This window comes from Acinetobacter legionensis (genome assembly GCF_057165765.1).
Map to the genome: position 1 here is coordinate 3,974,858 of NZ_CM169896.1, position 14,158 is coordinate 3,989,015.

General features: G+C 38.2%; 15 protein-coding genes. 5 read left to right on the top strand and 10 right to left on the bottom strand.

Annotated features, from left to right (window positions below; all coding sequences use genetic code 11):
* Positions 1-9: 9 nt before the first annotated feature.
* The 10 genes from rimM to ispH form a co-directional block, all read right to left on the bottom strand.
* Positions 10-558 carry a ribosome maturation factor RimM gene (gene rimM, locus AC2G3J_RS18170; protein ID WP_336952281.1) on the bottom strand — a complete coding sequence of 183 codons (549 nt, stop codon included), beginning with the start codon at positions 556-558 and terminating at the stop codon, positions 10-12.
* 27 nt (positions 559-585) lie between these two features.
* Positions 586-843, bottom strand: coding sequence for a 30S ribosomal protein S16 (gene rpsP / locus AC2G3J_RS18175; protein WP_004718284.1), 258 nt, complete (start codon positions 841-843; stop codon positions 586-588).
* Between the two features lie 145 nt (positions 844-988).
* The gene (locus AC2G3J_RS18180) at positions 989-1,420 is read right to left on the bottom strand and encodes a type IV pilin protein (protein ID WP_483771089.1); all 432 of its coding nucleotides are present in this window, start codon (positions 1,418-1,420) and stop codon (positions 989-991) included.
* 2 nt (positions 1,421-1,422) lie between these two features.
* On the bottom strand, positions 1,423-1,956 hold the full coding sequence (locus tag AC2G3J_RS18185; protein ID WP_336952283.1) for a type IV pilin protein: 534 nt from the start codon (positions 1,954-1,956) through the stop codon (positions 1,423-1,425).
* Entirely contained in the window at positions 1,934-5,797 is a 3,864-nt protein-coding gene (locus AC2G3J_RS18190) for a pilus assembly protein (protein WP_483771090.1), read from the bottom strand. Before AC2G3J_RS18190 ends, AC2G3J_RS18185 begins: the two co-directional genes overlap by 23 nt.
* 83 nt (positions 5,798-5,880) lie before the next feature.
* The gene (locus AC2G3J_RS18195; RefSeq protein WP_336952285.1) at positions 5,881-6,660 is read right to left on the bottom strand and encodes a pilus assembly PilX family protein; all 780 of its coding nucleotides are present in this window, start codon (positions 6,658-6,660) and stop codon (positions 5,881-5,883) included.
* On the bottom strand, positions 6,644-7,555 hold the full coding sequence (locus AC2G3J_RS18200) for a PilW family protein (protein ID WP_336952286.1): 912 nt from the start codon (positions 7,553-7,555) through the stop codon (positions 6,644-6,646). The genes AC2G3J_RS18195 and AC2G3J_RS18200 overlap by 17 nt, the downstream gene beginning before the upstream one ends.
* Before the next feature lie 9 nt (positions 7,556-7,564).
* Positions 7,565-8,086 (bottom strand): type IV pilus modification protein PilV, encoded by a 522-nt coding sequence (gene pilV, locus AC2G3J_RS18205; RefSeq protein ID WP_336952287.1) that lies wholly within the window; start codon positions 8,084-8,086, stop codon positions 7,565-7,567.
* Positions 8,083-8,592, bottom strand: coding sequence for a pilus assembly FimT family protein (locus AC2G3J_RS18210; protein ID WP_336952288.1), 510 nt, complete (start codon positions 8,590-8,592; stop codon positions 8,083-8,085). Before AC2G3J_RS18210 ends, pilV begins: the two co-directional genes overlap by 4 nt.
* Positions 8,593-8,734: 142 nt before the next feature.
* Positions 8,735-9,685, bottom strand: a complete 951-nt coding sequence (ispH, locus tag AC2G3J_RS18215; protein WP_483770403.1) for a 4-hydroxy-3-methylbut-2-enyl diphosphate reductase — start codon at positions 9,683-9,685, stop codon at positions 8,735-8,737.
* A 134-nt stretch (positions 9,686-9,819) separates the two neighbouring features.
* Here ispH and gmk point away from each other — a divergent pair, with 134 nt between their 5' ends.
* The 5 genes from gmk (at position 9,820) to AC2G3J_RS18240 (ending at position 14,016) form a co-directional block, all read left to right on the top strand.
* The gene (gene gmk / locus AC2G3J_RS18220) at positions 9,820-10,440 is read left to right on the top strand and encodes a guanylate kinase (RefSeq protein WP_336952290.1); all 621 of its coding nucleotides are present in this window, start codon (positions 9,820-9,822) and stop codon (positions 10,438-10,440) included.
* Between the two features lie 110 nt (positions 10,441-10,550).
* Positions 10,551-10,832 (top strand): DNA-directed RNA polymerase subunit omega, encoded by a 282-nt coding sequence (gene rpoZ / locus AC2G3J_RS18225; protein ID WP_004718302.1) that lies wholly within the window; start codon positions 10,551-10,553, stop codon positions 10,830-10,832.
* 212 nt (positions 10,833-11,044) lie between these two features.
* Positions 11,045-13,156 carry a RelA/SpoT family protein gene (locus AC2G3J_RS18230; protein ID WP_483770404.1) on the top strand — a complete coding sequence of 704 codons (2,112 nt, stop codon included), beginning with the start codon at positions 11,045-11,047 and terminating at the stop codon, positions 13,154-13,156.
* 93 nt (positions 13,157-13,249) lie between these two features.
* The gene (locus tag AC2G3J_RS18235) at positions 13,250-13,633 is read left to right on the top strand and encodes a deaminase RidA (RefSeq protein ID WP_004718306.1); all 384 of its coding nucleotides are present in this window, start codon (positions 13,250-13,252) and stop codon (positions 13,631-13,633) included.
* Positions 13,634-13,821: 188 nt separating this feature from the next.
* Positions 13,822-14,016, top strand: coding sequence for a bacterioferritin-associated ferredoxin (locus tag AC2G3J_RS18240; protein WP_004718308.1), 195 nt, complete (start codon positions 13,822-13,824; stop codon positions 14,014-14,016).
* Positions 14,017-14,158: the final 142 nt, after the last annotated feature.

Sequence of the window (14,158 nt, forward strand, 5' to 3'; positions counted from 1 at the left end):
CTTATCGGATTAGAAATCTACGCCCCAATTGACATAGATACGACCAGCTTCGAGATCAACGCGTTGTACCACATCTTTATGCCATGGAATCATTCGCTCTTCGCCATCGATGCTATCTGCTGTTGCACGAACAACCATGACATCATTGGCGCCTGTTTCAAACAATTCATGGATTTGACCAAGATTTACTTCCTGCTCTTCATCATTCAGACCTAATACAATTAGACCCTTTAAATCAGACCAGTAATACTCGTCCACGCCTGCTTGAGGCAGTTGCGATTTTGAAATCCAAACATTAGCACCAACTAAGTTATCTGCTGCAGTGCGATCACTCACACTTTTCAACGAAACAACCAAGCCTTTGCCATGTGGTTTCCAACGTTTTACGTCTACAATTTGCCAACCTTCTTTGGTCTCAATGTACCAAGGGAGGTAGTCAAATATGTTGCTCATAGGTTCTGTATTGGAATAGACCCAGAGCCACCCATTTAATCCATATGCTGAACGTAGCTGTCCAATCTGAATACGATCTTCGGGCACATTCTGTGCTGGTGTCATGGGCTTACTGCCTAATTAAAGGTTTAATTATGCAGTAGCTGCAGCTTTCTTAGCTTGAGCAGCTAAAGAAGCAACACGTTCAGACGGTTGAGCGCCTTGAGCAACCCAATGAGCAAAACGATCAGCATCTAAACGAAGTTTTTCTGCTTTACCTTGAGCTGTAGGGTTAAAGAAACCAATACGTTCGATGAAACGACCGTCACGCGCATTGCGGCTATCAGTTACAATTACTTGATAGAACGGACGTTTTTTAGCACCACCGCGTGCTAGACGAATTACAACCATGATAGAACCTTATAGTTTTTACGGATTATCCTTGTACCGACCATCGACACATTTCAAACCCCTTTCATAGAGGGCGATATTTTACGTTATCTTTGGCTTGAAAGAAAGATCAAATTTTATTTATCCACAATTTTGAATTTGATTTTTATCTGCCATCCCAATTTGTGGTTGCTGATGGGGTGCAGGTTGAGCCTTTGGTCCAACATTTCTGCCCTTGGCTATTTAATCCGATATCCCCATTCCCATCTTGTTGTGAACCAGAAATTGGGGTAGCCATTAAAGACCATGTTAAATTATCTGTAGGAATTTCTAACTTAACTTTGTATTTTGTCGCTCCTGTACTCGGATAATCTTCTTCAAATGCTCCGTTTTCCAATTTCGCATCTTTATATGTGCCTTTCGCCATTTTATAATTGGATAAATTTCGAGCAATCTGAAGCATTTCACTTTGTGCATCAACTCGATTTGTTCGAACAATATATTCTTGATATGACGGATAAGCGATTGCAGCTAAAATTCCTATAATTGCAACAACAATTAATAGCTCAACTAATGTAAAACCTTTTGATTTCATAATTTTCACCATGATGTAACATCACTACCTGTACACGCTATAAAAGTGACACTATCTTTGGTTTTACAACGAAGCCCTTCACTCGTCATAAGTAAATTATAGTTTTTAACGTCTGTACTTTCTGCTTTTATTGCCCAACCAAATCCAGATACACTTGAATTCATCAGCGATAAGTTCTGACTAGATAAATCGTTAAGTGTAATTTTGTATTTAATATTATCTCCAGTTGATCCAACAGGAACTGAAATCACTTCGGACGAGTTTGAACTATATAAATTTTTTAAATCAAAATTTTGATAAGTGAGATTCTTAGATTTAAATATCTCTAACTGATTTGCAATTTTCTGCATTTCCTGTTGAGCTTGCGCCGCTGCCGCCCGCCGAACATGATCTTGATAGTTTGGATAAATAATAGCTGCTAAAATTGTAATGATAACAATGACAACCATTAGTTCTATTAATGTAAAACCATAAGTATTCCTGTGACAAGCTTGGCTTGTCACAGTTCCATATCGATTAATTCTTCTTAGCTTCAACATATTTTTCATACCATCGGATTGGGTTTAAAATCTTATTACACTCCCATCTTCCTTTTCCTTGTTGTAAACCCAGCAAAGTTAAGGCACCACAATTATTACCAGTATTATTTCCACCACCAGTATCATCTGGACCAAAAGTAATGCCTTGAATACCAGGCCCTAAGATGTTTTGGTTCTTGCCATCTACAATTTGAAAACCAGTACTTTTTTCAAGGTTCCAATCGACGACTCCTTTTGAATCTAAACAAGCCCCATACGGCAAACAGAACTGCTGAGTATTACTTTCACCAATAATTCGAGGCTGACAAGGGTTTTGTTTATCAACAATACCTGTCCCCTCTGGGTCATAAACTGGAACAATAAGCCTACCTGTCATTGCAACAGGTTCTTCTTCAAATGCTTTTACCCCACCAGCTGTTCGACCAGATACCGGATTTCCATTCTGATCACTAGAGAGTGAACGATACCATCCTTGCATCCCTGTTTTAGCGTATGGGAAAAAAGTCGAAGAAATGATACCTGTTATGTTTTGTGGATTTTCTTTTAAATATTTTAAAGTAATATCAATAGATTTTAGATCAATGTCTTTATAAACACCTGTCTGAGGATCTTTGATACCTGTAATCAACCCACTATCAGCAATATCGCGATCAATGAGTCCATAAACTTTATTTGATGGACGTCCAGTTAACTCATTCAGAGGTAACATAAGTTCACGACCTTTATTCGGTGAAACATCCAAGGGTGTACTACGATCACCAGATGCAATACCAACCATAACAAAAGTTGAGGCCGCTTCATCATGTACAGTTAACGTTGGTGGTTGATAGAAACGAGGTTGATCTCCATTTGTAATACTTGTTCCATCCGCTTTTGTTGCAAGATTTCCTAAACGAACAACTCTTTTCCCAAAGGATGCTACTGGAGTATTTTTGGCATTATTTAAATCAACACGAAATACTTGCCCGCCTAAATCACCGAAATAGAGGTTATCAACTAAGCCATCTCCATCACGATCCAGAGTACTGATTCTACTCACCACACTATGGGTCATATTTGCATTGTTGGTATTCGCATTAGTATTACTCGCCCACCAAATTCTCTCACCCGTTTTAGCATTGATGATATAAACAGCATTACCATCTGCCTGTGCTTTATTGTTACATGAGGTAGATGGATAATCTGTATTGGAATTTGATGAATTCAGTTTAAATCTTGGATTCTCATAGCACATATCATAACCACCACCCACAATCATCACTCGAGTAATTTGGTTGTTATATCGAATATTGGCTAGTACAGGTTTAGACCAAGTTTGCCCCATACGAGTGTAGTCGCCTGTCCCACCAAGAATACGGAAAAGTAATTTAGGTGCGCTTGGATTAAGGACATCTAAGCCATAATAGCTTTTCCCCCCCATACGCATACCACCATATACATTCATTTTATTTGCAACGACTGAGGTTTCTGTATCATTTCCGCCAGTCACCTTATAATCTGAATCTGCAACCCAAGCGCCATTGATCCCTTGTGTAACTCCATTAACATCTGACTCACCTTTCCTTAGCGCTTTTGATAAAGTACTGTCCTGCAAAATTTCAGTAGGAACAAATACCATCTGCTCTTCACCAGTCAATGAATTGACGATACGCAAAGCACCTTCCATACTGCCATAAAGCACTGACTGATCACGGGTAGACTTTAAATTGCCATCTGCATCTAATGTTCCCTTATAAGTCATTTGTACTGGAAAAGAATGAATACTTGCCCCCATAGATGTGAAAGCATCTTTAGGTGTATCTAGGCTATTTGGAAGCTGCGTAGAGCTTAGACTTAAGTTATAACCTAAGTAATTTAATAACTTTAATTGAATATCTAATGCTAAATTTTTTAACCTGCTGTCTGTCTTAAACTTGTCCAGTAAATTTGTTGCAGTGGTGGCGGATTGAGTGACTAAAAATAAATCTGAATTTTTATCTGTGGAAGTAATTACTCCCCCTGATGCAACACTTTTAATATCTGAAAAAAGTGGTCTATAGCCATTAGGACTTACTACTGTCGGTAATTTAATTTTTGAATAGACGCCACCCGCAGTAACACCATCACCATCAGTTAAAGAGCTACTGTTCCAAATATCTTGAGAACTTGGATTGAGTAATCCATTGGTTTGGAAAACAAAGTTGCTTCCTGATTTTAAAGCGCCACCTTGAATACTGTATTTTTTCAAGTTCCCCGTCCAAGTGATATTCTGAGTCCCTGGTTTTGGCTCCAAGGCTCTCAAATATCCATAAGGTTGGAAGGATTGTGGACTTAAAGCATCTACAGGAACAGAAATCGCCCCGGTTGATAATGGGCTTATTGGATTTTTTCCTAAATTATCAATAAATTGAATAACGCTATTGGTAATTTCATCAGATTCTTTTGCAATAAAAAATCCACCGTTACCATACCCTGGTTTATTTGTTTTATAACTTGGTGCTGTAGGAGAACACTGGTCATCTGAAGTACGATCATCCTGTGTTCGGGAACTGAGTCTGCAAGCATTTTCTACATATTGATTGTTTAAGTTATCCATAGTGCTACCAAACCCCACAAATGCAGTTTGGATAGAGACACCTGTTGGATTTTTGGTTTTATCAAATAGTTTTTTGGCAAATTCTCCCATACAACGCCAACCACCATCAGAGTTATCTGAAAGCCCCCCAGCACAACTAAAATCACTACCTAATGTATCTAGGGCAGAAGACATTAAGTTACTTGATCTAGTGTCATCTGTTGTATTAGCAGCGCCATCGGAAAGAATATACACCCCTTGCCCATCACAGCTTTGGCGATCAGCAACAGCAGGAAGTGGAGAGTCATAGGTTGTATTATCAGCGACTTTTGTATCATCAGCAGATTTTGTAAATCCACTATCGCTATTGGAGAATAAAACAGTTCCTGTTTTATTATAACATGTACCACTATTACCATTTATAGTACATGATTGAGCTATTAAACCACTTGTATTGATAGAATTCACTGTACTCCAAGAGGTGCAATTTGTTCCTGAAGCATTCCACTGATTACACTGATAATTATAAGTTGTTGGCCACCAACCGCCAGTTGAATATGAAAAAAACATCGGGGCATTATTTAAAGTTACTGATTGTAATGTTTTAGTACCCATTAAATATGCTGCTGCTTCTGCATATCCATGTGCTGTAGGTGTACCATTGTAAGCTGTTAAATCTTTAAGTGCATTTTTTAATGCTATTCTTTGCGTAGAACTCACCGCTCCTAGCTCTTTTGCTGGAACTAAGATTTGACCACTACGACCATCCCCATTCGTAGAATAATTCCCTAAACCAACACGAACTTGTCTTAATGAAGCATCTTCACTATTTAAGAAAGTAAACATTCCATCTTTTAAACGAGTCAAACGGTCTAAGCATTGATACCCAGTTATTGTTCCACTTGAGTTTTTAATTTGCTCACACCCAGTGACTTCATTTTTAACGGCGGCTGTTGCAGCAGAAGGAGAGACATAACAAAAGTTACGCTCATAACTAGGAGTGGTTCCTGAATTAATTCGATATGCTTTATTATTAGTAAGATTCGATAAACTTGTGGTTAAGGTTGCTAAAGCCGTTTGTGTATAACTTATTCCACAGTTTAAACCATAATCATCTCTATAACTGAATCCACTGCCATTCGCAGGTCCCATACTACCCGATGTATCCAACATCATCACCAGCGTCTTTTTCCCTGCTGTAGGTGCAGCATAAATCTGTAAATCATTTGCTTGAGTGACAGAAGATACAATCAGAAATGTACCGACAAATGTTGTAAATCCAACCATGCCTAAATTTATTTTTTTTTGCTTGGCTACATAATTCAATGAGGCCGTAAGCTTTTTAGATATCATTTTACATTCCCCTAAATTTATACTGGCGCCTTAACCATTTTTATAAATGTTTGTAAATTAAACTCTTGGACTTGACTGTTAACTGGAATACCAAGATTTACGAGACATTGTGCTGTTGTTTGCAGAGCACTAGTTTCCGCATCTGAATTATCATTCACATTTTCTTTTAAACATGCTTGAGCAGCGGACAAGTTTTTAGCATAAATGGGCATTACTGCTACTGTCGTCATCCGAATACGTTTTTGCTCAGTTACCCCTTGTGGAATTGTTTGTCCACCACTTACATTAATATTTCTTGCAAGTAATGCCAAAGGCGGCAAATCGGATGTATCTGTTGGAATTTTAATAGAAACCTGAGTCACTACACCTCGTCTTGCACTACCAAAGTCAGTGGTTAAATTACAAAAATTATCTGTACTTCCCTCAACCAACTCCACATCAGAACTCACATTTCTAAGTACAGCCATAGATGTAACTGAACCAAAACGAGTACTCACTCTAGGTTTATAGCAAAATACATATTCTTTACCAGGTTCTGTATCTGCATCTTTCAAAGCCTTACCTATAACACTTGAAAGATTCACTTGCTTATTTAAATCCTCTAAAAAAACTTGGTTAATTGGTGTATCAGCCGTTTGACTTGAAAGCTGACTAATTTGCGCATTTGTCGCAATATTCAATGTCGTCATAGAGGTCCGAATCGCCATTACTCCAACTATTGTTAAAAATAACAACATCATCATAACAACGATAATCGTTGACCCTTTCTGCTTGCTTAGGTTAGTTCGATGTTTCATAAATCTTCTCTCCTAAGCCATTTCTTAAAGCAATATTTGTTGTATATAAACGTCGTAAATATTTGGTGCTTTTATCCGTTAAAGTCACTTCACCATCAGGGAAATTAAAGCTTTCTTTAGAGGGGTCTATATTTTTATTTGTTATTGGATCTTTAGAGCGAACCAAAACCATCATTCTAATCGAGACAACTCTAGGTATATTGGGAGAGGACGCCCCTTTTACTGCAGTCTTAAATTGCTCAATTGTGTAATAGCTAAAATTGTTTCCAGCTTTTGCTCCGATGTAAAATCTAACAAGATCCACTCTCGGCATAATCACTTCACCATTGTTTGAATCATTTAATCCAGCAATAGAAGGGACACTACTTCCTGGAGTGTTTGCATCACAAGCCAATGCCAAGTTACCATTATCTGTCCTTAAAAAATAACGTTGAATAACATACTCACTAGCCTGTACTTCTCTACCTTCACAATTCATCATTTTATTGGGTGCTTGAAACATAATTGTTAGTTGATCACTACTCGAACTCGTCCCAGTAGAACCTCCTGATTTTGTTAACAATCCCGCACTTACATCTTTTAACTGGAGATTTGCCTTGCCTAAAGCTGGATCAGCACTGGTAAAAATAATTCCGCCATTGGGTGTTGTTGTATCTAACACTGGATTATTTACATTTCCAAAATTCGCTAGACGAATATCTCTAGCAATATAATCAACACCGAACACACCACTATCTTGTAACTCTGCACTTGCTTCTTGCATTTTTGCCGTAATTAAACCACCTGTGAATAATTGCAAAGCTGCAGCGCTAATAATAAGACCAATGGCAAGAGCAACGATCAACTCAATTAGTGTGAAACCCTTCTGAGGTCCCATTATTTCTTGCTTCGTCATGAATCTCATTTAATATGCCTCCATCATTAGGCATTTTGCAGTAAACACATACGTTCCTGTGCTACTCATACAAGCACTATAATCACTTGCTTTTAATTTCGATGCAGTTTCATCCCAAGCAGCGAATAAGCATTGCCTTTTAATTGTACTGCCTACCCCTGGACAATCAGTCATTGTAATACTAATACCGATTCTTGATGCTGCATCAGCAGCCAAATATGAATCATAATCCGCCATTTCTGCTGGCGTACATGTGGCATTAAAACATTTTTTTTTCGGAGACTTTTCTCCCACTCCAATATAGTTTTTTACTGCTGCAGGATAACTAGATTGACCATTAGGATTAGCTCGAATACTTTCTGTTAAGCCTCTCAAAATTAGGGTTGCTTGAGATCTTGTAAGCGCTTCACCAGTCGCGTCCACCGCCCTTAACTGTAAAGCAGTAAATCCCAAAACCCCGATCGCAAGTAAAACCAGAGCAACTAAAACTTCAACCAATCCCACACCCAATTGATTCTTCTTATTCTTCATGAGCATGCTCCATTCTTTTCAGAGGATACAATTCCAATAACTGATACTGTTATTTCGGTAATTTCCTTATTACCACATATTGTTATTTTCCTTGCCTTTAAGTTGGTACTCGGCACATTATCAAGTGATGACCCAATAGCACTAAAAACAACATTTAAGTCACCACCAACACTAACAGCCTTATCAATATTGGCTAAAATGACACGTTTTGCATCAATGAAATTTGAAGCATTGGCGCTACTAACACCTGCTTTGGTTAAACAAAGTGTCTTTGTTATTTCCTGATTCGAGCCATCTTTATTTGGACAAACGATCACAGACATTTTCATTGATGATGCACGGCTCTTCGCTTCTTTTAGTGCTTTCATTAACTCTTCATTGCTTTTATTTGCCTGATAGGTTGCTAAGAGCTTTGAAAAAGAGGGTGCTGCAATCGATGCAACAATTGCCAGAACAGCAATCGTCACCATTAACTCAATTAAGGTGAATCCCCGATTATTTTGCATTGCTACTCCCCATTGCAACAAAACTTTACCCTATTAAAAATCATAGCTTAAATACTTACAAAACCAATACAAGTTGGACGAAAGGCATAAAAAAGCAGATAACTGAAATCTCAGCTATCTGCTTAAAAAATAAAGTTTAAATTTAAGCTTGAGTTACATGAATCCGTAGCTCTTTTGGCAAACTAAATGTGATGTTTTCCTCACGACCATTTAATTCTTGTGGCGGGGTCGCACCCCAGTCCTGTAAACGTTGAATTACTTGCTTAATTAAAATCTCAGGTGCAGATGCTCCTGCTGTCACACCAACCTTATGATTTGAGTTAAACCATTCTTGCTGTAACTCATCTGCATTATCAATAAGATAAGCATGCTTGCCCATACGTTCAGCCAACTCACGTAAACGATTCGAATTTGATGAGTTTGGAGAGCCAACAACCAACACCACATCACATTGTGTGGCTAAATCTCGCACAGCATCTTGGCGATTTTGTGTGGCATAGCAAATATCATCTTTACGAGGCCCTTGAATTTGAGGGAATTTATTGCGTAAAGCATCAATCACTTTGGCCGTATCATCTATAGATAAGGTTGTTTGGGTCACAAAGGCTATTTTTTCAGGATGATGTACTGTTAATGAAGCAACATCATCTTCATCTTCAACCAAGTAAATTTCACCACCATTTTTTTTGTCATATTGACCCATGGTACCTTCAACCTCAGGGTGACCTTCATGACCAATTAAAATCGCTTCAGTTCCTTCACGGGCATATTTCGTGACTTCAATATGTACTTTGGTGACCAATGGACAGGTTGCATCAAAGACTTTTAATCCACGGCGCTCTGCTTCTTGTTGAACAGCCTTAGATACGCCATGTGCACTAAAAATAACAATATTATCGTCAGGCACTTCATCCAACTCATCCACAAAAATTGCACCACGCTGACGTAGATCGTCAACCACAAATTTGTTGTGAACCACTTCATGACGTACATAAATAGGTGGATTAAAACATTCAAGCGCACGATTGACGATGGCAATTGCACGATCTACACCTGCACAAAATCCACGCGGATTAGCCAATACAATTTCCATAAAACCCTCAATGCTCACTTCAATGGTTGGATATATTTTATCGATTAAACACAAACAATGTGTAAAAACAGTTTTGTTTGTGTTCGCTCTACTCTAAAATAGAGAAGATATTTTATCATATCAGGAAAAATATCATGTCGGGTCTATTGTTTGTCGTTTCTGCGGCATCAGGAACAGGCAAAACATCTCTCGTTAAAGCGCTGCTTGAGCGTGTGAGCAATTTACACGTTTCTGTTTCACATACGACTCGTGGTCAGCGACCTGGCGAACTCGACGGTGTTCATTATCACTTTACCTCTAAAGAAAACTTTCTTGACCAAGTGAATCAAGGTGGTTTTATTGAATATGCAGAAGTTTTTGGTAATTATTATGGTACTGCGCAAACAACGGTAAGAGACCAATTGGCGAAAGGCCATGATGTGCTACTTGAGATCGATTGGCAAGGTGCAGAACAGGTTCGTAAACTTTTTCCTGAATCTAAACAAATTTTCATCCTCCCTCCTACTCAATTTGATTTACGTCAGCGTCTTTCAAATCGTGGTACAGACTCGGTTGAAGTCATTGAGCATCGTTTAAGTTGCGCGGTGGAAGACATGCAACAATATGTCAATTTTGAGTACATCATTATCAATGATGATTTCAATAAAGCGTTACATGATTTGGAATCTGTGATCAATGCCAACCGCTTAAAAATAGATCAACAGGCAAATCGTCATCAAGCTTTAATTACCAAACTGATTACACCCCAGTCTTAATCGTATTTCAATGCTTTCTAAATAAGCTTCGATTAAAACTTGAGTCTATAGTGAAAGCATTTTATACTGCACAGTCTATTTAAAAAATTTGTATTCAAACGAGAACTCTTATGGCACGCGTAACCGTTGAAGATTGTTTAGACCATGTGGACAACCGCTTTGAGCTTGTACTAGTGGCAAGCAAACGCGCGCGTCAATTGGCACGTCAAGGCATTGAACCGACTGTTGAGTGGGACAATGACAAGCCGACTGTTGTTGCATTACGTGAAATTGCGATTGGTCATGTGACTAAAGATATCTTGAAGCAACGTGATCAAGATTACCAAACGTCTAGTCTTGACCTTGCTTTATCAGCAAACAATCTTAATCTTGAAGGTTTTTCTTTCCAATAAGCTAAGCCTTTATAAAAAGCCTAGTTTTTCAACTAGGCTTTTTTATTTCAGTTATTTTGCAAAAAGTTTTGCCAATCAATCGACAAAATTCAAATTATTTGTTAAAAAAAATAGATATATTTGATGTCTAGAAATTGACAAGCGGCTCAATATGCTTTTCATTAAAGCATTAGGAAAAATATTTCAAATTTGTAATTTAAGATAGGTGTTCTATGCCAGGCCAACAGGTCAGCCAATCCAAGCAACAGCTGAATGTAATTATCGACGCTTACTTAAAACCAAGCGATGTCGAGCGAGTACTTGTGGCTTGTGATTATGCTGATATTGCGCATGATGGTATTACACGTAAAAGTGGTGAACCCTATATTTTACATCCGATTGCGGTGAGTTGTATTTTGGCACATATGCGTATGGATGCTGAAACACTCATGGCAGCACTATTACACGATGTGATTGAAGATACTGATTTCACCAAAGAAGATATCTCTGAAAAATTTGGTAAAACCGTGGCCGAATTGGTCGATGGTGTTACCAAACTCAGCCATTCCAGTGATAAAGAATATAATAAAGCAGCATCTTTTCGTAAGATTCTACAAGCCACCTTACAAGACCCACGTGTCATTATTATCAAACTCGCTGATCGTTATCATAATATGACAACACTGGGTGCTTTACGCCCAGATAAACGAGCACGAATTGCGCAAGAAACCTTTGATATTTTTGTTCCCATGGCACGCCTTGTCGGTATGAATGAGATGGCGGATAACTTAGAACATTTGTGTTATCAAAATCTCGATCTCGATATGTACAATGATGTACAAGAAAATTTACTCAAAACCAAACCAGAGCGCTGTAAATATCAATCGGTTTGGGAACAAAACTTAGCTGAACTGCTCAATAATTATAATATTCAAGGGCGCATCAAAAAGAAAAATAACAATATCGAACTATTACGCCACTTTGTAAAAAACGAAATTGACTTACAGGAACTCACCCACAGCCACGCTTTCGAAATTATTTTACAAAGCATTGCCGATTGTGACCGATTGGTTGATGCCTTACGAGAAAATTTCCAAGTCATCGATTATGAAGATCATATCCGTCGGCCATTACCAGGCGGAAACCAATCTTTGATGATCAAACTCAAAGGTGAGCGGACAACACTGTCTTTAACCATTCAAACCGAGCTGATGCGCAAAGCAGCGCGCTTTGGGGTGGTTCTTGGTGAAAACGCTCCACAGGCATGTCGTTCAGCGATTCAAGCGTCGATGAAGAATTTAGATATTCTTGTCGGGGGAGAGTGTGCAAAGACTACATTTAGTGACCTCCTTGATTATCTACATCAAGAAAAAATCTGGGTCTATACACCACACGGACAGCTACATGAATTGCCTCAAGGTGCTACAGCAGTTGATTTTGCATATTCAGCAAGTCTGTTTTTAGGTAACCATGCTGTTGGTGCTAAAATTAATGGTGAAATTAAACCCCTTTCAACACCTTTAGTCAGTGGTCAGGTGGTTGAAATTATTACCGATGTATTGGCAACACCAAATCCAGACTGGTTAAGCTTTATTAATACCCAAAAAGCACGTCGTGCGATTCAGAACATCTTGCGTGACCAAGATCCCGATGAACAACGTTTAGTGGGGCAACAAGCGCTTAACCGTGCTTTAAAATTATTTAGTCGCTCAACTAAAGACTTGTCTGAAGCAGATTGGAAGGATTTATTAGAGTGGCGCCATGTATCTAATAAAGACACCTTATTTGAACAAATTGCAGTCGGTGACCTACTACCGCAACTAGTCGCCAATCATTTATTTGCTCAATCCAAAGCCACTGAGGAACACGCTTCTAAGCGCTTGATTCAAGGTACCGATGGTGTCGATGTTAAGTATGCGCACTGTTGTAACCCTGTATTGGGAGATCCAATTCAAGGACATTTATCTCGTCGTGGTTTAATTGTACATCGTGCACGATGTCATAATTTATTGCATGAGCAACATTTACATCCAGAAAACATCATGTCTTTGCACTGGACGTCGGAAGAAGAAGACGATGTTAACTTCAATGCTTATTTGAGTATTGACCTTGTTTTAACTGATGAACAAATTTCAGAATTGATTTACTTATGTCGTAAAGCAAAAACTGGGGTTGAATCAGTCCGTTCTCATGAAGATAAAACTTATGTGAATATCGTGGTCAATAATCGTAAACAAATTGCGCAAATCATTCGTGAATTACGTATGCAATTTGGTTTTCCTCGAATTAGTCGGATGTCCATGCCCGTTTCAATTAACGAGGCGCTAAAAGCAAAAGCGTGCTAAATTAAGATCTGTAATGTTTATCGAGAGTCTTCGATGCACTTTGCATGCTATTCATCCTTTATGATGAAATGATTTGAAATCAAGGAGAAATCAATGTCCCGCCAAGTGATCCATACTGAAAATGCCCCTGCTGCAATTGGTACTTATTCACAAGCTATTTTAGTAGACAATACATTATATCTATCAGGGCAAATTGGCTTAGATCCGTATAGCATGGAGTTGGTTGAAGGCATTGAAGCGCAAATTCGACGTGTTTTTGATAATTTAAAAGCAGTGTGTGAAGCCGCAGGTGGTTCTTTAGCAGATATTGCAAAGCTCAATATTTTTCTGACTGATTTATCAAACTTTCAATTGGTTAACCAAATCATGGGCGAATATTTTGCTCAACCTTACCCTGCTCGTGCAGCATTAGGTGTTGCATCATTACCTAAAAATGCGTTGGTTGAAATGGATGGCATTGTCATTATTCCTCAATAATAGCAGTCAAATATTAAACATTTGATTTTAAATAATTTAAAAAATAAAACTAAATACTACCGATCAGGTAGTATTTTTTTATTCAAAAAGCCAATAAAGATTAATGATATTTCAAATTAATTCCATTGACAAATGATAACAATTATCAATAATATTAGATATCGCATTTAACCTTAGGGTTGAGTTTCATGTACGTTTGTTTATGTCGTGGTATTACAGATCAAGATATCAAAGATGCAATGGCAAATGGTGCAGAGAGCTACCGTGAAGTACGTGAATTATTAGACTTAGGCACGTGCTGTGGTCGCTGTGCTCCTGAAGCAAAAAGCATTATCAATGAAGAGCTATCACTTATTGCAGCACGTATTTCTGTTGCCGCATAGTTTTAAATCCAAAGATTCAAGCATAAAAAGTTTATATAAATAACGACAATAAATAAGTTTTTTAATGATCCCCAGATCATTCTCCTCCCCCGCTTCGACTCAAGGCGGGTTCGTTTTTTAATCAATCTCTTTTAGCCAAAAC

Coding starts and splice junctions, on each gene's coding strand:
- rimM (WP_336952281.1), bottom strand. CDS start 558: ATGACACCAGCACAGAATGTGCCCGAAGATCGTATTCAGATTGGACAG.
- rpsP (WP_004718284.1), bottom strand. CDS start 843: ATGGTTGTAATTCGTCTAGCACGCGGTGGTGCTAAAAAACGTCCGTTC.
- AC2G3J_RS18185 (WP_336952283.1), bottom strand. CDS start 1,956: ATGTTGAAGCTAAGAAGAATTAATCGATATGGAACTGTGACAAGCCAA.
- AC2G3J_RS18190 (WP_483771090.1), bottom strand. CDS start 5,797: ATGGTTGGATTTACAACATTTGTCGGTACATTTCTGATTGTATCTTCT.
- AC2G3J_RS18195 (WP_336952285.1), bottom strand. CDS start 6,660: ATGAAACATCGAACTAACCTAAGCAAGCAGAAAGGGTCAACGATTATC.
- AC2G3J_RS18200 (WP_336952286.1), bottom strand. CDS start 7,555: ATGACGAAGCAAGAAATAATGGGACCTCAGAAGGGTTTCACACTAATT.
- pilV (WP_336952287.1), bottom strand. CDS start 8,086: ATGAAGAATAAGAAGAATCAATTGGGTGTGGGATTGGTTGAAGTTTTA.
- AC2G3J_RS18210 (WP_336952288.1), bottom strand. CDS start 8,592: ATGCAAAATAATCGGGGATTCACCTTAATTGAGTTAATGGTGACGATT.
- ispH (WP_483770403.1), bottom strand. CDS start 9,685: ATGGAAATTGTATTGGCTAATCCGCGTGGATTTTGTGCAGGTGTAGAT.
- gmk (WP_336952290.1), top strand. CDS start 9,820: ATGTCGGGTCTATTGTTTGTCGTTTCTGCGGCATCAGGAACAGGCAAA.
- rpoZ (WP_004718302.1), top strand. CDS start 10,551: ATGGCACGCGTAACCGTTGAAGATTGTTTAGACCATGTGGACAACCGC.
- AC2G3J_RS18230 (WP_483770404.1), top strand. CDS start 11,045: ATGCCAGGCCAACAGGTCAGCCAATCCAAGCAACAGCTGAATGTAATT.
- AC2G3J_RS18235 (WP_004718306.1), top strand. CDS start 13,250: ATGTCCCGCCAAGTGATCCATACTGAAAATGCCCCTGCTGCAATTGGT.
- AC2G3J_RS18240 (WP_004718308.1), top strand. CDS start 13,822: ATGTACGTTTGTTTATGTCGTGGTATTACAGATCAAGATATCAAAGAT.